At 53.7% G+C, this 21,728-nt stretch carries 20 protein-coding genes; 9 read left to right on the top strand and 11 right to left on the bottom strand.

The features are described from left to right. Positions 1 to 28 precede the first annotated feature (28 nt). From IT893_RS18880 to IT893_RS18865, 4 genes are all read right to left on the bottom strand, one after another. Positions 29 to 589 carry a hypothetical protein gene (locus tag IT893_RS18880; RefSeq protein WP_197146292.1) on the bottom strand — a complete coding sequence of 187 codons (561 nt, stop codon included), beginning with the start codon at positions 587 to 589 and terminating at the stop codon, positions 29 to 31. A gap of 4 nt (positions 590 to 593) precedes the next feature. Continuing rightward, positions 594 to 1,208 carry a hypothetical protein gene (locus IT893_RS18875; RefSeq protein ID WP_197146291.1) on the bottom strand — a complete coding sequence of 205 codons (615 nt, stop codon included), beginning with the start codon at positions 1,206 to 1,208 and terminating at the stop codon, positions 594 to 596. Between the two features lie 134 nt (positions 1,209 to 1,342). Then, complete coding sequence (gene rnhA / locus IT893_RS18870; RefSeq protein WP_197146290.1) at positions 1,343 to 1,792, bottom strand: ribonuclease HI; 450 nt, start codon at positions 1,790 to 1,792, stop codon at positions 1,343 to 1,345. 674 nt (positions 1,793 to 2,466) lie between these two features. Continuing rightward, positions 2,467 to 3,126: a recombinase family protein gene (locus IT893_RS18865; RefSeq protein ID WP_197146289.1), complete on the bottom strand. Its 660-nt coding sequence runs from the start codon at positions 3,124 to 3,126 to the stop codon at positions 2,467 to 2,469. A gap of 238 nt (positions 3,127 to 3,364) precedes the next feature. Between IT893_RS18865 and IT893_RS20280 the strand changes: the two genes are divergently transcribed. Then, the gene (locus IT893_RS20280) at positions 3,365 to 4,270 is read left to right on the top strand and encodes a helix-turn-helix domain-containing protein (protein ID WP_305791407.1); all 906 of its coding nucleotides are present in this window, start codon (positions 3,365 to 3,367) and stop codon (positions 4,268 to 4,270) included. Between the two features lie 202 nt (positions 4,271 to 4,472). Here IT893_RS20280 and IT893_RS18855 read toward each other — a convergent pair whose 3' ends face one another. Next, the gene (locus IT893_RS18855; protein WP_197146288.1) at positions 4,473 to 5,891 is read right to left on the bottom strand and encodes a tyrosine-type recombinase/integrase; all 1,419 of its coding nucleotides are present in this window, start codon (positions 5,889 to 5,891) and stop codon (positions 4,473 to 4,475) included. A 187-nt stretch (positions 5,892 to 6,078) separates the two neighbouring features. After that, complete coding sequence (locus IT893_RS18850; protein ID WP_197146287.1) at positions 6,079 to 6,759, bottom strand: hypothetical protein; 681 nt, start codon at positions 6,757 to 6,759, stop codon at positions 6,079 to 6,081. Between the two features lie 202 nt (positions 6,760 to 6,961). On the opposite strand from IT893_RS18850, the gene IT893_RS18845 reads away from it, so the two are divergent. From IT893_RS18845 to ptsN, 8 genes are all read left to right on the top strand, one after another. Then, complete coding sequence (locus IT893_RS18845; RefSeq protein WP_008888701.1) at positions 6,962 to 7,576, top strand: ribonuclease D; 615 nt, start codon at positions 6,962 to 6,964, stop codon at positions 7,574 to 7,576. Between the two features lie 160 nt (positions 7,577 to 7,736). Continuing rightward, on the top strand, positions 7,737 to 8,756 hold the full coding sequence (locus tag IT893_RS18840; RefSeq protein ID WP_246878907.1) for an SIS domain-containing protein: 1,020 nt from the start codon (positions 7,737 to 7,739) through the stop codon (positions 8,754 to 8,756). Between the two features lie 3 nt (positions 8,757 to 8,759). Further along, entirely contained in the window at positions 8,760 to 9,515 is a 756-nt protein-coding gene (lptC, locus tag IT893_RS18835; RefSeq protein WP_197146286.1) for an LPS export ABC transporter periplasmic protein LptC, read from the top strand. Positions 9,516 to 9,525: 10 nt separating this feature from the next. Continuing rightward, positions 9,526 to 10,419: an LptA/OstA family protein gene (locus IT893_RS18830; protein ID WP_197146285.1), complete on the top strand. Its 894-nt coding sequence runs from the start codon at positions 9,526 to 9,528 to the stop codon at positions 10,417 to 10,419. A 14-nt stretch (positions 10,420 to 10,433) separates the two neighbouring features. Next, positions 10,434 to 11,267, top strand: coding sequence for an LPS export ABC transporter ATP-binding protein (lptB, locus tag IT893_RS18825; protein ID WP_008888697.1), 834 nt, complete (start codon positions 10,434 to 10,436; stop codon positions 11,265 to 11,267). A gap of 64 nt (positions 11,268 to 11,331) precedes the next feature. After that, complete coding sequence (gene rpoN / locus IT893_RS18820) at positions 11,332 to 12,921, top strand: RNA polymerase factor sigma-54 (RefSeq protein ID WP_197146284.1); 1,590 nt, start codon at positions 11,332 to 11,334, stop codon at positions 12,919 to 12,921. Positions 12,922 to 13,071: 150 nt separating this feature from the next. Then, positions 13,072 to 13,668, top strand: a complete 597-nt coding sequence (gene hpf, locus IT893_RS18815; RefSeq protein WP_008888695.1) for a ribosome hibernation-promoting factor, HPF/YfiA family — start codon at positions 13,072 to 13,074, stop codon at positions 13,666 to 13,668. Between the two features lie 38 nt (positions 13,669 to 13,706). After that, entirely contained in the window at positions 13,707 to 14,171 is a 465-nt protein-coding gene (ptsN, locus tag IT893_RS18810) for a PTS IIA-like nitrogen regulatory protein PtsN (protein ID WP_008888694.1), read from the top strand. A 129-nt stretch (positions 14,172 to 14,300) separates the two neighbouring features. Here the strand turns inward: ptsN and IT893_RS18805 are convergent, their stop codons facing one another. The 5 genes from IT893_RS18805 to IT893_RS18785 all read right to left on the bottom strand — a co-directional run bounded on the left by IT893_RS18805 (position 14,301) and on the right by IT893_RS18785 (position 21,626). Continuing rightward, positions 14,301 to 15,866, bottom strand: coding sequence for an MFS transporter (locus IT893_RS18805; RefSeq protein WP_197146283.1), 1,566 nt, complete (start codon positions 15,864 to 15,866; stop codon positions 14,301 to 14,303). 153 nt (positions 15,867 to 16,019) lie between these two features. Next, a complete protein-coding gene (typA, locus tag IT893_RS18800) occupies positions 16,020 to 17,831 on the bottom strand; it encodes a translational GTPase TypA (protein WP_063086392.1) in 1,812 nt (603 codons plus the stop codon). Between the two features lie 434 nt (positions 17,832 to 18,265). Next, positions 18,266 to 19,255, bottom strand: coding sequence for an adenosine kinase (locus tag IT893_RS18795; RefSeq protein ID WP_008888691.1), 990 nt, complete (start codon positions 19,253 to 19,255; stop codon positions 18,266 to 18,268). A gap of 679 nt (positions 19,256 to 19,934) precedes the next feature. After that, positions 19,935 to 20,900: a SirB1 family protein gene (locus IT893_RS18790; RefSeq protein WP_197146282.1), complete on the bottom strand. Its 966-nt coding sequence runs from the start codon at positions 20,898 to 20,900 to the stop codon at positions 19,935 to 19,937. A 93-nt stretch (positions 20,901 to 20,993) separates the two neighbouring features. Then, positions 20,994 to 21,626 (bottom strand): BON domain-containing protein, encoded by a 633-nt coding sequence (locus tag IT893_RS18785; RefSeq protein WP_143588679.1) that lies wholly within the window; start codon positions 21,624 to 21,626, stop codon positions 20,994 to 20,996. Between the last annotated feature and the right edge of the window lie 102 nt (positions 21,627 to 21,728).

The following is a 21,728-nucleotide window of genomic DNA, read 5'->3' as shown; positions in this document are numbered from 1 at the left end:
TGATCGATACCCTGCATATGATATCTCCTTACGACAATGCTTGTGCCTTTGCTTGGTGGGCTCTCCGTAATTGGTCTTGTTGTATCTTGATGTAACGCTGAACAATTGCCCTGCTAACGCATAGGGCTTTGGCCACCTCAGTCCGATTGAGGTCTGGAAAATGATAGAACAGCCAACGAACCCTACCTTCCAAGTTCATTCTCTCACGGTATTGGGCATCAAATAGTTGAAGCTTGCTGAGTGCGTGCGTTGTCTCGGGGCTGATGCTGGTGGATTTAAGAAGGTCTTGGAGTTCTTCCCTAATCCACTCGATGGCGGTTGGCGATAGGACGTCAAACGGGCCTTTGGGGCCCATAATACGGTATCCAAGACCCTTCTTCGCGGCGTCAGGGTGAAGGCGGTAGCGGTATTCCCTGATAACAGCATCATACTCTTTCTGGCATACACCAAGTTCGAGCAGGACTTTGATCAGGGATGACCGGGCCACCTGGAAGTGAGCGGCGGTATCGGTGAAGGTACGATGTTCGCCGATACTGATCTTGTAGACGTTCCCGGTTTCAAGACCGGTAACTTTGCGGAAATACTCCAATCGCTTAGCTCAGGTCTGCCCCGAACTCCAGACGCATTTCATGCCAGTTTCGGATGTGCTCCATCGCCATGACATGTGAGAACTTTATGAAGGACGGGTTGTCTTCGATGTAAGAACGAACAGACCTGATTATGCCCTGAAGCATTTCGAAGGAGAGTTTTTTGGCCTCGCAATATTCTTTTGCGTATTGCTTTAGCTTGTCCATTTCCTGTTGTTTCATTCTGGCAGGGTAAATGCCCTTCAAAACGTCTTCGAAGAACTCTTCATCCTCCACCTCATGCAGGTATGGCAGGAACGCGCTGGGCATTACCGGGCTATTGAAGGCGCGAAGGGCGTCCAATGCGCATGCAAGTTCAAAGCGCAGCTCCTCGGCAGTTGCTTCAGTGCTGTCCACGTCGTCGTAATGATCAAGCACTACACCAGCAGCTACCTCGCTCCACACCATGTTCGTTAGAAACTCATTAGTGGCCCGCAAGAAATCACTACCCTCTGGGAGAGCGTCGAAAATTCCAGATGTGACAAATTCGTAGGCTGTAAGTTCTCCGCACTGACAGTCTTTGGTCATGGCCATGAGGTCGTGTGCGGCTTTGCTAAGGGCTTCTTGGTAAGTGTGGTTCATGATGGTTGTTTCCTATGTGTATGGATACCCAAACGACAAAAGGCTTCTAACCAAGATCGGTAGAAGCCTGTTTGAGTGCTTTAGCGGTTGTTTGGATGGTAGGGTTGCTTGGGGGGCTGAACGGTAAGGTGCGGTTAGCGAATGTTTTTCAGAAGCGCTTGACGTGCATGTCGGTCGGCGCGGTTGTTTTCTGTGTCACCGCTGCGGGCTGAAACCCATTCCCAGATGGTTTGATGGTTTTGGTTGAGTACCAGCAAGCTCTTCCAAAGGTCCGTATTGGCGACTGGATTACCCGATGAATTCTGCCAATCGTTCCTTTGCCAGGTTTCAATCCATTGGGTGATGCCATCGGCCAGGGATTTACTGTCCGTGATAAGCACAACGTGCGTTGGCCGCTTTAAGGCATTTAAGCCGGAGATCGCGGCGGTGAGTTCCATGCGTTGGTTTGTGGTGATGCCTTCAAAGCCGGTGATGATTTTCTCTCGCGCCCCTTTGCGAAGGATTGCGGACCAGCCACCAGGCCCGGGGTTTCCCCGACATGCTGCACCGGTATGAATCGTGACAGGTTGATTTTCAGTGGGCACTCAGTCGTTCTCCAAGGTGTTGATGAGAAGGCACGCAGCACAAAGGATGGCTGCCCTTGCCAGGGGTGCGTTGTAATCAATTGCTAGAGGTTTTCTGCGGTTCTTGGGGTGATGCCGTCGGGTTGTCTTAAGGGCTGTTGGGGGTGCGTTGAGGCAATGCTGGTTGTAAGCCGACGCCCAAAAAGACAGATACTCCCCTACGCACAAACGGCTGAAAGATGTCAGATTTGGTGATCAGGGGTTTATAGGGATGCAAGCGCCCGAGGGAGGATGATCAAGCGCGCATCACATCCTCGACCTCGGTCGCTATCTCAGACACTCAGTCAATTTAAGTGTTTTATGTGTTTAAGGGTGAAACACCTAAAATGAACTGATTAAGGGAATTGAATACTATCGACTTATCCAAGGGTGCGGTGTAATTCCCAAACCCGCAGAAACCGTCAGGTTTTTGATTGGTGTTGTAAGTGGTGTTTGTAGCCAAGTTGACACCCCAAACCCACATTCACGCGAGCCAATCGAAAGACGCATAGGGAAGTTGGTTCGGCTGATTTATCCAAGGGTGCGGGCTAATTATAGAGGGTGTTTTTTGGTGGCTGGAGAGTCCTTGAGGGTGTTTGGCTACAACCCCAGCCATCAGATGGCCAATGACTCCCCAGAGTCCGCAAAACAGCTTCCTAGGATGCCAACCTATCGAGCACCCGCTTCACCTGGGGGGCTTGCCACTCCGCCCCGCGTGCGGTTTTGATACCGGCCTTATTGAGTGCTGATGCGATATCTCTCAGGCTGTCGCCACGATCACGCAACGGGACAACGATGCTTTCCAGATTGCTGGCGCGTTTCTGAGCCTGCTCCTGGATTGCGATGTTGCGCTTCATGGTCTTGTCCCGAAGTCCGCCCAACTTCTGCCCACGTTCCTTTGCTTGCCTGAGCGCGGCTTTCGTGCGCTGGGATATGAATTCGCGTTCCTGTTCAGCGAGTGCTGCATAAATGTGGAGTTGGAACTTGTCCGCATAGGGCATGGAAGCGACACGTAAGGCTAGCTTCGGGTCGTCCATAAGGTGGGAGATAAAGGAGACCTTGCGGCTTAGGCGGTCCAGCTTCGCCACCAACAACGTGGCCTTATCCCGCTTTGCTTGGTCAATCGCCTTGATGAGCTCTGGGCGGTCGTCATTCTTGCCCGATTGCACATCAACGTATTCACCCACCACCTCGAATGGTTCCGGGCTGTAGGTATCCAGGTAAATGGCGATGTCGCGTGACTGGGCTTCCAAACCCAGGCCGCTCTTGCCCTGCTCAACCGTACTGACACGTTTATAGATCACGTAACGCTGCATGTTTGCCTGCCTTGAAGGGGAGTTCTTAATTGGCAGATACGGCAGCGTGTAACAAATGTCAACGTTCGTTGTGGGCGTAACATTTAAGGGTAACTAGTCAGGAGCAACCCTATTCGGAGAAAAAGCAATGGCTTAAAAGTTTCATGAAAAAATTAATACCAAAAAGTTTCATAAATAACTTGCGTTCAAATTTGTTTCATGTTAAGTTAAGTTTCAACTAATAAAGAAGGAATTGAACATGAGCAATAAATTGAAGGAACTTAGGTTAAAACATGGACTTACCCAGCAACAGCTCGCCGACGTGGCTGGTGTTTCAAAGGTGCAAATTAGCCGAATGGAAAGCGGTGACAGTATACCGAAGTCAGATGTGTTGGGGGAAATGGCTTCGGAATTAGGGGACGAAGTCTTTGCACTGTTCGAGGGGGTTGTTGAGGAGCGTTCACGTTGGACACGGGAAGAACTGGCAGCGGCTGTGCGTGCTTATTGTGATCTAATGAGTGCAGCAGACCAAGGAATTGACTTTAATAAGTCTGACCAGATTAAGGGTCTGCGAGAGAAAGAACTCAGTGGACGAACAAGAGCCTCTATTGAATATCGAATGCAGAATATATCTGCGGTGGTAATGGAGATGGGGCTTGAACCAGTGAAGGGATATGCTCCGGCGCGCAATGTTGGATCAAACGTCAAAAAAGAAATCCGCACGTTGTTGGAGGAGAACGGCGTAGAGGCTCAGATAGACTTATCGCCTGTAGCTGATCGCCAAAAATTGGAAGAACGATCAGAGCAACTCAGGAAACGTCTTCGCCGAAAGCCTATGCAAGAGGGACCCACTGGTGTTCGTAAACCTGAGGTGACCACGATCACTACGACGGCTATCCGCAGGGACCCATTAGTCCGAGCATGGGTATTGGAAAATGCGAACGGTATCTGTGAATTATGTAAGCAACCGGCTCCATTTATGCGCCCAGATGGCACTCCGTATCTCGAAGTTCATCACGTGAAAACGCTAGCAGACGGCGGGCCCGATACGATTGATAACGCGATAGCATGTTGTCCGAATTGCCACAGCGAAATTCACAAAGGCGACCGTATAAGCCAATTGAAGGAGCTTCTTTATAAGAGCGTGAAGCGCTTGGTTCGTTAGTCACCTTGAGGTCTGAATGTTCACAGCTCTATTTGTTAACTTTTGAAAGAAGCGGAGTGAGCCTGCAATTGCTCCGCTTCTTCGCAGGAGCTATTCATATGCGGAGCCCCCCAGAGGGGGGGTGCGGCTAAACACTAATTGCAATGATGCTTACTTAGATTGTTCCAAAAACCATTTCAGACCCTCAGGTGGTTAAAGCACTTCAAGAGTTAATCAATTTCATTGGCTTGTCCGCATAATGCAACTTTTCTACTGCAGAGCGTAAGTTGACGTATTGACCTTTGGTGTAGCGACCGATTGTGATGTCATGGCGTTTGTGTCCTACAAGCAACTTAATCGTCCCAACTGGAACTTCTGCGCCTTCCAGTAGCTCGATATAGGTCCTGCGCGCAGAGTGAAGTCCCTGTCGCTTACTGTTCGGCAGGTTAAGGTTTCGACGTTTTCTGTTGAACTCTTTGTTGATGTAGCTGTGGCGCTTTCTGTCAGTCTCAAAGACAAGATTTGGATAAAATGGGAACACCCACCGTCCACTTGGTTCGTTTGTTAAGCGTTCCATGAGTGGCGCGAATGCTTGTGGGATTGGAACGCGACGTCTTGCGCTTTTAGTTTTTGTTCCTGGCAAGCTGACCCAATAACCATCTTCTTCTTTGGTAATGTGTTTCCATTCAAGAGCAGTAATTTCGGCACTCCGGCCCCCCGTTATAAGCGAGAGTCGAAGAACGTCAGCGAATAACGGTGGGTCGAGCTTGGTTAGGAGCGTTTCAATGTCTTCGAACGAGAACGGTGCTTCTTCATCTGCCTCCTCCTTTGCTTCGCCCGTTCCGATACGGATGTGGTCCGGGTATTCGTGATCGTCCCAAACAGTGCTCTTTTCCTCGACAAAGCCACCCGTCATCGCGTGCTTCCACACGCCACGGAGCCCGCTCAGAGCCAAATTGGCGGTCTTCCCCATCTTGCCATGATAGGTTTCTTCAACAAACTCACGGACCTTTCTGCGGGTGATTTGATCATAATACTCGATCTGCTGCAGAGCACACCAATCCGAGAAGCGCTTTATAGCCCGTTCGTATTCGTCCCTGGTGCTTACGGAGAGCTTTGGGCCATTTGCTTTGCGCCAGCTTTCGGTGATCGTGTCAATTTTGGTACGTGGGTTTAACGCATCGTTGGTAAAGTTCTCTGCCTGAACCTGTATCTCATTGGCAGCTTGCCGAATCGCGACCGGGATGGGTTCGCCTGACTTGTGCTGTGGTGATGCTCTGAAGGCTTCAATACGCTTTAGGCGCTGTTTGGTGCCCCATTCGGAAACCAAGTCCAGCAAAATGTCTTTTTCGGAAAAGTTGTCGGGCTCCGCGTGGTCATCCGCGTTTTTGTAAGCGGCAATAAGCTCTTGAAGCTCTTGCAGAACGTTCTGATCGTCTGGGAAGTGTTTTGCAAGTAGGCGGGTAACCTCTGCTTGAACTTCTGCCAGGCGAACGGGATAGAGCTTTTTGGCGGTAGACAGGTCTGCTGTGCCCAAGCTGCGATATATGGCAGATGTGCGCATGACTTGGCGGAGTTTCTGAGGAAGCGGATATTGAATTTCGTAGTTATTCTTGCCGGGTCGCTTAACGGGTTTGCCCATTCGTCGATACTCAGGTATTGATGCTTTTGTGCTACCCAGATGTACTACCTGATTCGACCTGTCAAGCCCTTGGAAACTCTGGAATCCTTGCAAATCAACCCTTGTAGGGTGGGTGTTGCAGACGATCTTCTCCTGGGCACCATACCCCAGCACATTTCCGATGTGCTGGGGTATTGTCGTTTTGGGGCTATACTCGTTTAATGCTCTCCAATTGCTGTGTGATGCTGTGTAAAAGCTCGAACGCTATTTGTCTCATTGTCGGAAGTATGGGTCCTTCATCAAATAGCAGCTTACCTCCAACACTGAGCTTCATATTTTGAGCTTTGCCACGTGTTAGGCGGTGATAGTTACCGCCCAGTTTAGGATCAATGTGTGCCCCACCATCTTTGTCTCGTAAATATGCGGTGAGCTTATTCCTTGAGAGGTTTCGGTCATCGTGGTCAAGGATCACGTCTTGGTGCCACCATTCATTGAAGGAGAGCCACTTACTGTCCTTAAGCGAGCTATCGTAAAGCGGCTCGTAAAGTGTCGGCTTAGGGTGGTTTTTGGCAAGACAGAGTAGCCTTGCACTCTGATGATACATTTTAGTATTTGGGTCGATGCCACGCGCTTTAAGGTCGGCGCGGATCAGTTCAAGAACTGAATCGCTCAGCGCTCCAGTATCAATGAACTTAAATTGATTTTTGACACCGAGTTGACTGAGGAGGGAGAAGCTCTTTTTGCTGTCATGCAACAGAATCATCACATGATTGGCTAGTCTTTTTGCTTCACTTTTGTAGCCGGTGTCGAAAATTGCCGATGACCTACGGAGAAAATCGATCTGTTCTTCAAGTGCTTCTAACAGGTCCTCTCTTGCTCTTTTTGGCATACGTTTATGTCTACCTTTGTTTTAAATCTATAGTTTCAAATCAACTATATTGATCGCGGCTGAATTTATGTAGAGCTTTTATGTCGTTTCTGTAGAAGCGAATTAAGAGCTGCAAAAAGCCCAACTGTACTCTGACTTTTGCGGTGCGATGCGCGGTTTGCTGTGTTAAGAACAGGCAAATTTTGACATTTGGAGAACCGCGATGACCAATTTCCTCCATCTCGGAGATCTGCCGGGTGACCTTGACCTTGGAAAGGTCGTGGCCATTGACAGTGAGACCATGGGCCTTAACCCGCACCGCGACCGTTTGTGTGTCGTGCAGCTTTCAAGTGGGGATGGCAACGCCCATCTGGTCAAGTTTGATGGGGAAGATTACAGCGCGCCGAACCTGAAAAAGCTTCTGGCTGATCCGTCGGTGTTGAAGCTGTTTCATTTCGGGCGTTTTGACATCGCAGTGATGGACAAATATCTCGGTGTGCGTTGCGCGCCGGTTTATTGCACCAAGATTGCCTCCAAACTGGTGCGCACCTACACCGACCGTCATGGTCTGAAGGATGTGCTGCGCGAGACCGTCGGGGTCGAGATTTCCAAGCAGCAGCAGAGCTCCGACTGGGGTGCAGCCGAGCTTTCCAAGGAACAGATCGATTATGCGGCCTCGGACGTGCTGTATTTGCACAAGGCCAAGGAAGAGCTTGATCGTCGTCTGGCGCGCGAAGGGCGTACCGAGATCGCGCAGGCCTGTTTTGACTTCCTGCCGACCCGCGCGACGCTTGATCTGGCGGGCTGGGAAGAAACCGATATTTTTGCCCATTCATAAGGTCGGCATAAGGCCGGTTAACCGTCTGTGAAGATTGGCGGTGTATGGGGGTGCAATAGAATTGACCCCCACGCCAACTGGGTTCATAGTTTTGGCCCAATGATCTTGCAAGATGGGTCAAATAGCCTATCTCCGGGCGGGAAACGCTAACAAGAAACAGATGACAGTGACCCCAGTCTCAAAAGACGTCTCAAACGAGTCCCCCAAAGTGCCAGCACCGGCGAGTGACGCCGATCTTGCCATCGCGCGCCGTGTTCTTGATATCGAGGCCAATGCGCTGCGCGAGCTTGCAGACTCGCTTAATGGCGAGTTCTGCAACGTCATCAACCTGATCGAGGGCCTGAAAGGCCGTCTGGTTGTTACCGGCATGGGCAAAAGCGGCCATATTGCCAAGAAAATCGCCGCGACCTTTGCCTCGACCGGCACCCCGTCCTTTTTTGTGCATCCGGCCGAGGCCAGCCACGGTGATCTGGGCATGATTGGCAAGGATGATGCGGTTCTGGCCCTGTCCAATTCCGGCGAAACCCCGGAACTGTCTGACATTATTGCCTTTACCCGGCGTTTTAACGTGCCACTGATCGGTATGACCCGCAAACCGGAAAGCTCGCTTGCCAAGCAGTCCGATTGTCCGCTGGTCCTGCCAGCAAGCCCGGAAGCCTGCCCGAACAAGCAGGCACCGACGACATCAACCACCGCCATGTTGGCCCTTGCCGATGCGCTGGCGGTGACGTTGATGGAGCGGCGCGGCTTTACATCCGAGGATTTCCGCACCTTTCACCCCGGCGGCAAGCTGGGTCAGCGGTTGCTGCATGTCCATGATGTCATGCACGGGGTTGATACCCTGCCGCTGATTTCGCCCGATGCCCTGATGGCCGAGGCGCTTGTCACCATGACCAGCCATTCGTTTGGCTGTGTCGGTGTGGTTGATGATACCGGTGTTCTGGCCGGGATCGTGACCGACGGCGATTTGCGCCGTCACATGGCCGATAATCTGGTGGCGATGAAGGTGGGTGATGTCATGACCACTGGGCCGAAAGTAACCAGTGCCGATGCCCTGGCGGTTGAGGCACTAGCCATCATGAATGACCGTTCGATCACATCCCTGTTTGTCTTGGATGACGGTGGTGTGCCGGTGGGGCTTGTGCATATCCATGATCTGTTGCGCGTCGGGGTGGCATAACGCATGAGCACAGAGGGCACGCCACAGGTCGAAGACCGCGAAAAAAGCCAGAAGGCAGCAGCGCATGACGAACGTCAGGCGCGCCATGAGCGTGGCTTTTCGCGTGATCGCATGCCCTCGGCCCGGCGCAATGTGCGGATCAATCCGTTCCGCCGTGTCATCGTCAATATGCTGAAATTCGTGCTGCCGCTGATCGCGATGACGATCATGGCGCTGGTCGTCCTATGGCCGCAGATTGAACAGGTTCAGGATAGCGGTTTTCGGCTTGGCTTTTCGACCTCGCCCGAGGATCTGATGGAAAATGTCGCGATGAGCAATCCGCGCTTCTTTGGCGTGGATGGCAATCGTCAGCCCTTTACGGTGACCGCCAGCGAGGCCGTTGAAACCGACGCAACCGAAACACGGCCCGATCATGTCTATCTGTCCGGTCCGCAGGCCGATATTACGCTGAATGACGGATCGTGGATTGCGATGACCGCCAATGAAGGCTTCTATACCGAAACCGACGGGATGCTTGATCTGGTGGGGACGGTCAATATGTACCACGATAACGGTTTTGAAATTCACACCGAGGAAGCAGAAATCGCCATGAATTCCGGCAGTGCCAGCGGCGATGTACCGGTTGACGGGCAGGGGCCGTTTGGCACCATTGCATCGGATTCCGGGTTTGAGCTTGAAGACAAGGGGGCGGTGATCCGCTTTTTGGGGAAATCCCGGCTGGTGATTTTCGACAGTGCATTGAATTCGACGGAGCAATGAGAGGGAAGTCATGATTGCGATGCCGCATCTCGCCCGCAAGACTGGAACGCTGCTGACACCCCTTATGCTAGGAGGCCTTATGCTGGGTGCGGCCGCGCTTGGCCTGTTGGCCATGGCAAAGGATGCTGCGGCCAATCCGTTGGGTTTGGCCCAGAATGGCAGCGGCGGGCTTGAAGTCGAGTCTGATAACGGCATCGAATGGCGCCGCAATGAACAGATCTTGATTGCCCGCGGCAATGCGGTGGCCAAGCGTGGTTCCTCGCGCGTCGATGCCGACGAGTTGCAGGCGCTCTATCGTGATCGCGACGGCAATAGCGAGATTTACCGCATCATCGCGGTTGGCAATGTCAAATTGTCGTCCGATACAGATGTCGCGGTCGGTGATCGCGCTGTCTATGACATTGACGAGGCGGTGGTTGTTCTGACCGGTGATAATCTTAAATACAGCACGCCCAATGAAACCCTGACGGCGCGCGACAGCCTTGAATATTGGGAGACGGAGCGTGTTGCGGTTGCACGCGGGGACGCGGTTGCGGTGTCCGAGGATCGCACGCTGCGCGGGGATGTTTTGACCGCGCGCTTTGAGGCCGGTTCGGATGGCGCAAACGAATTGCGCCGCATCGACGGGCAGGGCAATGTGAATATTCGCACAGCAACAGAGTTTGTTGTTGGCGATCAGGGTGTTTATGATGCGAAAACTGGTATCGCCACCCTTATCGGATCGGTTAAGATCACCCGCGGGGAAAACCAGTTGAACGGGGATCGTGCCGTGGTCGATCTGAATACCGGCATCAGTCGTCTGACGGCTGACGGTAATGGCGATGGCAAAACCCGCGTTCGGGGCCTTCTGGTTCCGCAAAAAGACGAAAACAACAGCCCGGCCGATGCCGGGACCGGTAACTGAGAAAGGTCGGTCATTTGTTCTGGTCGCGCAAAAGCGTAAAATCCGACAACGCAAAGGCGACAGCTGTATCTGGCAGCGCACAGCCAACTGACGGCGGGGCAAGTGGCCCGCGCCTGATCACCACCAACAAGGGTCTTGTGGCGCATAATCTGGGCAAAAGCTTTAAAAAGCGCCCGGTGCTGAAAGATGTCTCGGTTTCGGTGCAGCGTGGCGAGGCGGTTGGCCTTCTGGGTCCGAACGGGGCTGGCAAGACCACCAGTTTTTATATCATTACCGGGCTTATTGCCGCAGACCGCGGAACTATTTCTCTTGATGGGCGCGATATCACCATGATGCCGATGTATCAGCGTGCGCGCATGGGAATCGGCTATTTGCCTCAGGAAGCCTCAATCTTCCGGGGCATGACGGTTGAACAGAACATCATGGCCGTGCTTGAAGTGGTCGAGGATGATCGCATCAAGCGCGAACAGTCGCTTGAAGACCTTTTGGCAGAATTTGCTATCGAACATTTGCGCCGCACACCGGCCCTGGCGCTTTCGGGCGGGGAACGCAGGCGTTGCGAGATCGCGCGTGCCTTGGCAGCCCATCCGAACTTTGTTCTGCTTGATGAACCACTTGCCGGGATTGACCCGATTGCAGTGGGTGATATTCGCGATCTTGTACGTCATCTGAAAGATCGTGGCATTGGGGTCTTGATTACTGACCACAATGTGCGCGAGACTCTAGACATTATCGACCGGGCATATATCTTGCATGATGGTCGGGTTTTGATGGAAGGTGGTCCTGAGGAAATCGTCAGAAACGACGATGTACGAAGGGTTTATCTGGGCGATCGTTTCAGCCTTTGATAACACCCACCAGACCGTCAACCAAGTCTAGGGGGAGTTCGGATTGACACGGGGTAGTGCATAAATGGCCCTGAAGGCGCGTCTGGATCTACGCCAGTCCCAGTCACTTGTCATGACTCCCCAGCTGCAGCAGGCAATCAAACTGCTGCAATTCAATAATATTGAGCTTTCCAATTTCATCGACAGTGAACTGATGGAAAACCCGCTGTTGGAGCGGGCCGATCCCGGCCAGACCTATGCCGAGGCCGGTGATGGTGCGGTTGGCAATGGCGATGAAGGCCTTGATAGCCGATCAAACGACAATTTCACTGACCGCGATGACCGGTTCGGCACCGATCGCCTGACGTCCAGCGAAACGATGGGCAGTGATGACGGCCCGCTGGATGTTTCAAGTGACGCGCTTTATGGCGGTGAAGGTGAAATCACCCGCAACGGTGAACCGGTTTCAGGCAGTCACGATTATTCCGCGCCCTATAGCGGCGGTGCGGGTGGCGGTGCTGGCGGTGCTGGCGGTTCGGCCGCGGGTGGGGATGACCTTCCGGGGCTGGAACAGACGCTGGCTGATGAAGCGACATTGCGCCAGACCCTTGATGATCAGCTCAATATCGCCTTCGCCGATGCCATGTCGCGTATGATCGGCAGTTACCTGATCGATATGCTTGATGAAAACGGCTATATCAGCGGCGATCTTGATGAAGTTTCCGAATCCCTTGAATGCGATATCGCGGATGTCGAACGCGTTCTGAAGGTCATGCAGGGCTTTGACCCGGTTGGCATTTTTGCCCGCGATCTGGCGGAATGTCTGGAATTGCAACTGCGCGAACTCAACCGGTTTGATCCGGCGATGGCAGCCCTTCTGGCCAATCTTGATTTGCTGGCCAAGCGGGACTTTGACCGCCTGCGTCGGGTGTGTGGTGTCGATTCGGATGATCTCCATGACATGATCGCCGAGATCAAAACCCTTGATCCGCGCCCAGGCAAGACCGCCGATGGCGAAATCGCAACTCCGGTGATCCCGGACGTTTTGATGCGTGCGGCGGGCAATGGCAACTGGCATCTGGAACTGAATTCCGAAGCCCTGCCGCGGGTTCTGGTCAATGAAGACTATGTCGCCCAGATTGGGTCGGGCCTGCGCGATCGCGAAGAGCGCGGTTTCATGAGTGAGAAGCTGCAAAGTGCCAACTGGCTGGTCAAGGCGCTGCATCAGCGTGCGACCACCATCATGAAGGTCGCCAGCGAAATCGTGCGTCAGCAGGACGGGTTCTTTACCCACGGGGTTGCGCATCTGCGGCCACTGATCCTGCGCGACATCGCCGAAGCAATTGGCATGCATGAAAGTACGGTTTCACGTGTGACCAACGGCAAGTTCATGTCGACGCCGCGCGGCATGTTCGAGCTGAAATATTTCTTCACCACGGCAATTTCATCTTCAGATGGTGGCGATGCCTATTCGTCCGAAGCGGTGCGTCACCGGATCAAGTCCTTGATCGACAACGAAGAACCCAAGAAGATTTTGTCGGATGACAAACTGGTTGAGCTTCTGGGCAAGGAAGGGATCGACATCGCGCGTCGAACAGTGGCAAAATACCGCGAAGCGATGCGCATCCCATCGTCAGTGCAGCGTCGGCGCGAGAAAAAATCACGTGCTTCCTAGCACGAATTTATCGAAAAAACGCACCTTAAGGTGCTGTAATTCAAGGGAACATACCCATATCTTGACTTGGTAATGACGAGGGAATATGGTGCGCCCACCTACGAGAGGGGCACCAAACTGGTATGTCACTCAACCGGGGATAGGCGATCCATGCAAATTACGGTTATCGGTAAGCAACTTGACGTTGGCGATGCTTTTCGCCAGCACGTCGTCGAGACCTTGGACCCTGCAGTAGAGAAGTATTTCGATCACGCGATTGAAGCCACGGTGACCGTCACCAAACAGGCACATCTCTATCACGCGCAGATTTCGGTCCATGTCGGCAAGGGCATGATGGTTCAGGCCAAGGCATCAGCGAACGAGGTTTATCCCGCGTTTGATGCCGCCTGTGACAGAGTGGCCAAACAGTTGCGGCGTTATAAACGGCGCCTGCGTGATCATCACGCAACCCGTGACCACTATGAGGAGGCTCGCCTGGAGGCGATCCACTATGTGATCGCACAGGAAGATGAAGATCAAACGGACGATAATCACACAAATGGCTTCGAGCCTGTGATTGTTGCCGAGACACCCGATCGCATCGATACGCTTTCCGTTGGGGAAGCTGTCATGCGGCTCGACTTGGGGGACATTCCGGCACTGATGTTCCGGAATGGCAAACATGGCGGACTGAACGTTGTCTACCGTCGCTCGGACGGAAATATCGGCTGGTTGGACCCAAACGATAATGAAGCGAGTGGCGCGTGACAGAAACAGATTCCGAGCCAAACAACGCAACGCGAAAAATGGACATATCATCTATTCTTACTCCGTCCGGAGTTATTCCGGCACTGCGTGCCGGTGCGAAGAAGGCTGTGCTTGAGGAACTTGCCGAAAAGGCCGCCGAAGTTACCGGCCGCCCTGCAAGCGAGATTTTCTCTGTCCTGCTTGACCGTGAAAAGCTTGGCAGTACCGGTGTCGGTGGCGGTGTCGCGATTCCGCATGGCAAGCTCAATGATCTGGACCGCCTGTATATGGTTTTTGCCCGTGCAGGCAATCCGATCGAGTTTGACGCGGTTGATGAACACCCGGTCGACCTTTTCTGCATGCTGATTGCGCCCGAAGAAGCCGGTGCTGATCACCTGAAGGCACTGGCACGGATTTCCCGTCTGCTGCGCAATCAGGGCATGTGCGACAAGCTCCGCGGTGCCGGATCTGCAGATGCGATCTACGCATTGCTGACCCAGGACGAGGCCGAACAGGCCGCCTGAAAAGGTCAGTGAGTGGCGGGTAACCCCCGTAACAGACACAAGATTTAAAAAACCGGACGCCTGATTGGCGTCCGGTTTTGTTTTGGAATAGTGGACCCGTCGGTGGGCCGGATTTGGTTTCTGATCTGATCAGGCTTCGGCAGTCTTGGGTTCTTCGGGGTCCTTTACGTCTGTCAGGCGGGCGGCCAGAACAACGAGATAAAGCACCGGAATGCCGATCACAGCTGTGCCGATAAAGAACCAGCTATATCCGACCGCATCAACCACCGTGCCCGAGAAGCCGGCAAGGATTTTCGGGAACAGGGTCATGATCGAACTGAAGATCGCGTACTGCATCGCGGTGAACGAGATATTGGTCAAGCCCGACAGATAGGCGATGAAGGCCGCCGTTGCGAGACCACCCGACAGGTTATCGGCCATGATGACAACGACAAACATCGTGGTGTCGGGGCCAAGCTGTGCCATGAAGGCAAACAGGACATTGGTGATCGCCGATAACAACGCGCCAAGAAACAGGATCCGCACCACGCCATAGCGGACCGACAGAACCCCACCCAGGAAACTGCCACCAATGGTCATGAACAGGCCGAATGTCTTGGAAACGGCGGCGATTTCTTCCTTGGAATAACCAAGGTCGGTGTAAAACACGTTGGCCATCACGCCCATGACGATATCGGCGATGCGATACACCCCGATCAGGGCCAGGATGACGATGGCCGCCTTGCCATAGCGGTCAATGAAGTCCTTGACCGGCGAGATGTAGGTTTCCTGAACCATGCCGGTCGGTGTCAGGCCAACCCGGGTGGTGAGCCAGGCAACAAGGATGGCAAATCCGACCGAAATGGCCAGTTTGACGGTACCGGCAATGAAGCCTGACAGCTCGCTGATCATGCCGCCGTCAGTCAGGGCGGTTTTCAGCGGATTGGTGATCTCCCCGGCATAGACATTGGCAAGGATGAAGGCGACCACGGTAAGCGCGAACATCGCCAGAAACCGGACATAGTCCGATGTTTCGTGGAAATATTTGCTGTCGAGCTTTACGACCTTGGGCTCGCTGACAAGTAAGGTGGTGATCACACCCACACACATCGCAAGCGCCATGCAGGCATAGGCTACCGTCCATGCATGGTGTTGATAGGTACCTTCGGCTTCAAACAATCCGGCAATGGTCAGGGCCCCGGCACCAGCGACGATCATGCCAATGCGATAACCGCCGATATAGGCCGAGCTCATCATCGCCTGAAGGTCGGCATCGGCGGCCTCGATGCGATAGGCGTCAATAACAATGTCCTGGGTGGCCGAGGCAAAACCAAGGGCAACCGCGGCAAAGGCCATCATGGTCAGGTTTTCTGCCGGGTCGGTCAGTCCCATCCACAGGATGGCGGCGATGATGCCGCCCTGGGCAATGATCAGCCAGCTGCGCCGACGGCCCAGAATGCCGTGCAAAACTGGCAAGGGCAGACGGTCAATCAGTGGCGCCCAGACAAACTTGAAGGAATAGCCAAGTGCCGCCCAACTGAAATAGGTAACAGTGGAACGATCCACACCTGCTTCGCGCAGCCATATCGACAGGGTGGAGAAAATCAGAAGGATGGGAATGCCGGCCGACAGTCCCAGAAACAGCATCGTGATCACGCGCGGATGAATAAAGGCCCCAAAGGCCTCGCCCCAGCTTCGTTTTTCTGCGCTGTGCATCGATTTCCCCCAACTTGAAGCATGCTGTCATGAAGCTAGGGCAAACAGGTTAAGGAAAGCCGAAACATCGGGCTGTGTGGCGAAAACGCGAACAGCAAAAAGGCCGATCCATATGGACCGGCCTTTTTGAATTCGGCTTGGCAAGAGAAGGGCTTAGCCTTCTTTCTTGCGGCTTTCGCGCTTACGCACGTTCGGATCAAGGTGCAGCTTACGGATACGAACGCTTTTCGGGGTCACTTCGACCAGTTCATCGTCCTGAATGTAAGACAGCGCTTCTTCAAGCGACATACGACGCGGCGGGGTCAGGGTAACAGCTTCGTCCTTGCCCGATGCACGCACGTTGGTCAGCTTCTTGCCCTTGAGCACGTTGACTTCAAGGTCGTTGTCACGGTTGTGTTCACCGATGATCATGCCCTGATAGACGCGTTCGCCATGTTCGATGAACATGATGCCACGATCTTCAAGGTTAAACAGGGCATAGGCCACTGCTTCGCCCTGATCGTTGGAGATCAGCGCACCGTTACGACGGCCGGCGATAGAGCCCTTGACCGGGCCATAGGAATGGAACACGCGGTTCATAACGCCGGTACCGCGGGTATCGGTCAGGAATTCACCGTGATACCCGATCAGGCCACGCGACGGCGCAATAAAGATGATACGGGTCTTGCCACCACCGGAAGAACGCATGTCGGTCATTTCAGCCTTGCGCAGGCTCATTTTCTCGACCACGACGCCGGAATATTCTTCGTCAACGTCAACCTGGACTTCTTCGAACGGTTCGGACAGAACGCCGTCGATTTCCTTGAACAGAACGCGTGGACGCGAGATCGACAGTTCGAAGCCTTCGCGACGCATGGTTTCCACCAGAACGCCCAGCTGAAGTTCGCCACGACCGGCAACCTCGAATGCGTCCTTGTCTTCGGTTTCACCGATCTTGATCGCGATGTTGCCTTCGGCTTCGCGTTCCAGACGGGCACGGATCATGCGCGAGGTAACCTTGTCGCCTTCCTGACCGGCCAGCGGCGAGTTGTTGACCGAGAAGGTCATCGCCAGGGTCGGCGGATCGATCGGCTGGCTTTCGATTGCGGTGGTAACTTCGGTGGAGCAGATGGTGTCAGCCACGGTTGCTTCGGTCAGACCGGCAATCGCGATGATGTCACCGGCAACGGCTTCTTCCTGGGGGACACGTTCCAGACCGCGGAAACCCATCAGTTTCGACAGACGACCGGTTTCAACCGTGCCATCGCCGCGAATAACCTTCACCGGCATGTTGAGTTTCGCACGGCCCTGATAAACACGGCCGGTCAGAATACGACCAAGGAAGTTATCGGCATGCAGCATGGTTGCCAGCATGGCAAACGGTGCTTTTTCATCAACGTCCGGTGCCGGAACGTGGCTCAGAACCAGTTCCATCAGCGGGGTCAGGTTTTCTTTCGGGCCTTCCGGATTTTCAGCTGCCCAGCCGTCACGGCCGGATGCGTAGAGAACCGGGAAGTCGAGCTGTTCTTCGGATGCTTCGAGCGATACGAACAGATCGAAAATCTCGTCGAGGACTTCCTCGGCGCGCTGGTCCGGACGGTCGATCTTGTTGATGATAACAATCGGCTTCAGACCGAGTTTAAGCGCCTTGCCCAGAACGAATTTGGTCTGCGGCATCGGGCCTTCGGCCGAGTCAACCAGCAGGACAACACCTTCAACCATGGACAGGATACGTTCGACCTCACCACCGAAATCGGCGTGGCCCGGGGTATCGACGATGTTTACACGGGTTTCGCCCCACTGAACGGCCGTCGGTTTCGCGACGATGGTGATGCCACGTTCACGTTCCAGGTCGTTGCTGTCCATGGCGCGTTCGTCAACACGCTGGTTGTCACGATAGACACCGGACTGGCGGAACATGGAATCGACCAGCGTGGTTTTGCCGTGGTCAACGTGGGCGATGATGGCGATATTGCGCAAGCTCATGGGCGCGGACTCCAGAAATAAAAATGCCGCGCGCCGGGTCATGCCCATGCGCATCGGTCAGTAAGTAAGTGTTTCAAGGCCAGTAGATATTCAGCAACAAGCGCGATGGTTGCCGCCGGTATCACCGGTGGGAAACCCACATCAACGTATGTGCTGAATGTTTACTGGCCCGGATCGTAATCGTGCAGATATACCCGAAGGCCGCCCTGTCATAGCCAATGTTAAGGCGAAAGGCCAGCGTTGTAAGCGCCATGTCGGGTTGATTATTCTGCAATGCGGGCTGTTTGCGCCAAACTCTGGACAAAGTCAATGATTGTGTTGCGCTGCAGCGCCATGCAAACCCGGCCTTTGCGACAGAAAAAACGGGACGGCAACGAAATGTTGCCGTCCCGTGAAATCTTTCAAACATCCGCACTCTTTATATAAAAGAGCGATCAGAGTGCCTTTGCGATCAGTTCCTTGAGATCCGCATCCGGGCGCGCACCCATATGCGAAATCACCTCGGCAGCACAGATCGCACCAAGCTGACCACAGATCTCAAGGGTGTGACCCTGGGTGTAGCCATACAGGAAGCCCGACGCGAACAGATCGCCAGCACCCGTGGTATCGACCACTTTGGCGACCGGTTCGGCGCTGATTTCATAAAGTTCGTCCTGGCTTACGATGACCGCACCCTTTTCACTGCGGGTCAGGGCAGCAACACGGCAATGCTTGCGGACTTCAGCCAGCGCTTCTTCAAAGGTCTCGACCTCGTAAAGCGACTTGATTTCTTCCTCATTGGCAAACAGGACGTCGATATGGTCGTCGACCAGTTCGCGGAAGGATTCGCGGTGGCGATCAACGCAGAAGGAATCAGACAGGCTGATCGAAACTTGACGACCAGCATCATGGGCAACCTTGGCGGCCTTAACGAAGGCATCCTTGGCTTCGGGGCGATCCCACAGATAGCCTTCCATGTAGGTGACCTTGGCTGATTTGATCAGATCTTCATCAATATCATCCGGGCCAAGCTCGGTGCAGGCACCCAGGAAGGTGTTCATGGTACGGTGACCATCCGGGGTGACAAAGATCAGGCAACGTGCGGTCGGTGAACCCTCGGTCGCGGCCGCAGAATCAAACGCGACACCAATCGCACGGATGTCATGGCGGAAAACCTGGCCCAGCTGATCATCACGCACCTTGCCGATATAGGCACCCTTGCCGCCAAGGGCTGCGATGCCAGCCATGGTATTGCCAGCTGATCCGCCCGACATCTCAAGGCCCGGACCCATCTGGTCATAAAGCGCATCGGCCCGGTCGGCATCAATCAGGGTCATGGCGTTTTTGACAAGCTCAAGACGCGCAAGGTCTTCTTCCTTGCAGTGGGCAAGGACGTCGACAATGGCGTTGCCGATCCCGACGACGTCGAATTTGGTGTCGTTCATATAGTAAATTCCTGCGGTTATGTGGGCTCAGACCCTGATGTATACGGCACAGTAAAAAACCGGCAAGCCACGCCGCGCGTGCGTTGGCCTGATCATTTTCAGTGTGCCTGATACTGACTGTTGCGGAGTATAGGGAATGGGATTTTCGGTGCAAGCTTTGCAACTGTTTCGTGCCCGGTCGTTTAACCTGTCCTTAACTTCGCCAAAAAACTGCAAAAGATGTTTTTTTAGGTGTTGATCGATGAAATTCGATCTGGATCCGGTTCGAATTTACGGGCCAGGACTGCAAAAATTGATTTTGAATGCGCACTGCCAAGAACGGCCGGGCGCAAAGCCCCGGAAATCAACGGTTCGGGCTTTGTTTAGGTTTTTCGAAGGTAACAGCGCGCAAATGGTGCGAAAAGCCCGCAAAAATATCGAAACAAGAAGATTTATATGATTTTGAAGGGCCAATTCGCCCGGTTTTGCAACGGAGAGGTTTCAAGACAAACCGGTTTGTCTTTGGATAGATGCAAATAAAAAATGCTATAATGCGCTTTATAAATAACTTTAATTAATCCTAGGTGCGGAAAATCGCTATTTTGTAGCCATAAGGGTTGGCGCGATGTTGATCTGGCACATCTCGCCAAATGCGACATTTCTGGCACGCAGCACAGGATTTTTGGGTGCTATTTCGGGGTTATTTATCGGGGAAAAGCGGGATCGGCGCATTGTCGTCTGCCGATCCGGTGTCGTCCTTGTCGGTGTAATCCGCAACGACCTTGTTCTTTTCTGTATGTGCCGTTCCGGGGCCCGCTTCATGACGGACCCTTTCATACAATTCTTCGATCACCGCTTCGATCCGGGCGCGATGAAGCGGGTCTTCGCAGCGTTTGACGAACTGTTCAAACGCACCAAGCGCCATATGGTCCTGGTCAAGGCGGGCATAGAGCGCGCCAAGCTGATGCCAAAGCCCTTCATGGTCCGGCGCGATCAGCAAACTGTGTTCGACAACACGGGTTGCGAGCTCCAGCTCACCGGCGCGAAGCGCCCGTACCTTTATGTTGTTTTGAAGTCGTAACAAAATATCGATATCGGATGACGGCCGGTAATGATGGGGGGCCAGTTCGGCATCAAGGCCGCTAAATGACTTCAGCAATTCACGTAATTCTGCCGGGCCGAGACTGATCGCGCCATGGAACGGGTCGATCATCTTGCGTTTGCCATTGGCCTGCACACGCAGCAGGAAATGACCGGGAAAATCAATGCCGGTGACGGCAATGCCGCACCGCATGGCCGCGTGGATATAGAGCATGCCAAGGGCAACCGGCAGGCCGCGCTTGCGCTCGATCACCTGCATCAGATCGGCATTGGCAATGTCATCATAGTTTTCCGCATCCCCCTGAAAGCCATTGCGTTCGGCAATCACGGTCTGCAGGGCGCGCACGACCTGATCAATGGTCGGCTCGGCTTCCTTGTCATCAACCGGCAGGGCCTGCTGATCCGTGCCGTCGGTGGCAAGATCGGGCTGCAAGGTCAGACCGGCCAACTCGGCGCGGACCTGATCGGCGAGATCATCCAAAATCGCAATGAACGGCACGACATCGCGTTTATGGGTGCCGTTCGATTGATTCAGACGGGCAAAATGCAGGGCTGCCTCGGCCACGCTGGCGTCAGGTTTCAGGCCCTTGCCATAATCGACAAGCCATTGGCGATCCGGATCGGTCGGTGCTGTTATGTGGCTTACGGTACTGATGGCTCAGGTTCCTTGTCGGATGGCATCGTCTTTCAGACGGATATGACTGACAACCCGTTTGACATAACTGGTGTCCCGGGCATGTGAAATCACGCGACTGCGTTCATGGTCGTCCTGGGCAATTCCCATCAGATGGACGGTGCCATTGACTGTCTCGACGCTATAATTGATGGCGAAAACATCACCATCAAACATCAATGCAGTCTTGATCTTGGTGGTGATCAACAGATCGCTTGCACTATCAACAAGCGTCAGGCCATCACCAATTTCAATCTCGTTATGAACACTTTTGACCCCGCTAACCTGCCAGCTTAACCGCACAGCTTCAAGTTGATCAGCCACGGTGGGCACCTGACCGGCCAAAAGAACTTCGCCTTCAACCACTTCAATCTCGATATCGAGAAACAGTTTTTCGTCCTGTGCCAGAAACTTCTGCCAGATCTGGGCGGTGATCGCCGTATCACTGACAGCACCGTTAAAGCCGCGTTCCTGAAAGGCGGCAACACCGGCGGTTGCGCCAGCGCCGAGCACAACGGATGTGGGCGTGCATCCGGAAAGCGGCAAAATGCACATACCCGTCAGCAGAAGTGCCCTGGCAAAGCCAAGTGGCCGATTGACCATTCTTATTGGTGACATTAACGGATGTCTCGTCCAGTTCCCCCAAGTCTTACAACGCCCATTATGGCCCGCGGGGGTTAAAGAGACTTAAAATACTGACCGGTTTATCAGTAAAAATGC

This window comes from Thalassospira sp. A40-3, from assembly GCF_015871485.1.
Classification (GTDB): Bacteria; Pseudomonadota; Alphaproteobacteria; order Rhodospirillales; family Thalassospiraceae; genus Thalassospira; species Thalassospira tepidiphila.
Note: the sequence above shows the minus strand (reverse complement) of the source record. Positions and strands in the feature narration are given on the sequence as shown.

Bases quoted from the DNA above. Each gene is read 5' to 3' on its own strand.
- IT893_RS18805 (WP_197146283.1), bottom strand. From the start codon at position 15,866: ATGCACAGCGCAGAAAAACGAAGCTGGGGCGAGGCCTTTGGGGCCTTT.
- ptsN (WP_008888694.1), top strand. From the start codon at position 13,707: ATGGACATATCATCTATTCTTACTCCGTCCGGAGTTATTCCGGCACTG.
- IT893_RS18785 (WP_143588679.1), bottom strand. From the start codon at position 21,626: ATGTCACCAATAAGAATGGTCAATCGGCCACTTGGCTTTGCCAGGGCA.
- IT893_RS18850 (WP_197146287.1), bottom strand. From the start codon at position 6,759: ATGCCAAAAAGAGCAAGAGAGGACCTGTTAGAAGCACTTGAAGAACAG.
- IT893_RS18855 (WP_197146288.1), bottom strand. From the start codon at position 5,891: ATGGGCAAACCCGTTAAGCGACCCGGCAAGAATAACTACGAAATTCAA.
- IT893_RS18840 (WP_246878907.1), top strand. From the start codon at position 7,737: ATGACAGTGACCCCAGTCTCAAAAGACGTCTCAAACGAGTCCCCCAAA.
- IT893_RS18795 (WP_008888691.1), bottom strand. From the start codon at position 19,255: ATGAACGACACCAAATTCGACGTCGTCGGGATCGGCAACGCCATTGTC.
- IT893_RS18865 (WP_197146289.1), bottom strand. From the start codon at position 3,126: ATGCAGCGTTACGTGATCTATAAACGTGTCAGTACGGTTGAGCAGGGC.
- IT893_RS18830 (WP_197146285.1), top strand. From the start codon at position 9,526: ATGATTGCGATGCCGCATCTCGCCCGCAAGACTGGAACGCTGCTGACA.
- rpoN (WP_197146284.1), top strand. From the start codon at position 11,332: ATGGCCCTGAAGGCGCGTCTGGATCTACGCCAGTCCCAGTCACTTGTC.
- typA (WP_063086392.1), bottom strand. From the start codon at position 17,831: ATGAGCTTGCGCAATATCGCCATCATCGCCCACGTTGACCACGGCAAA.
- hpf (WP_008888695.1), top strand. From the start codon at position 13,072: ATGCAAATTACGGTTATCGGTAAGCAACTTGACGTTGGCGATGCTTTT.
- IT893_RS18875 (WP_197146291.1), bottom strand. From the start codon at position 1,208: ATGAACCACACTTACCAAGAAGCCCTTAGCAAAGCCGCACACGACCTC.
- IT893_RS20280 (WP_305791407.1), top strand. From the start codon at position 3,365: ATGAGCAATAAATTGAAGGAACTTAGGTTAAAACATGGACTTACCCAG.
- IT893_RS18845 (WP_008888701.1), top strand. From the start codon at position 6,962: ATGACCAATTTCCTCCATCTCGGAGATCTGCCGGGTGACCTTGACCTT.
- lptC (WP_197146286.1), top strand. From the start codon at position 8,760: ATGAGCACAGAGGGCACGCCACAGGTCGAAGACCGCGAAAAAAGCCAG.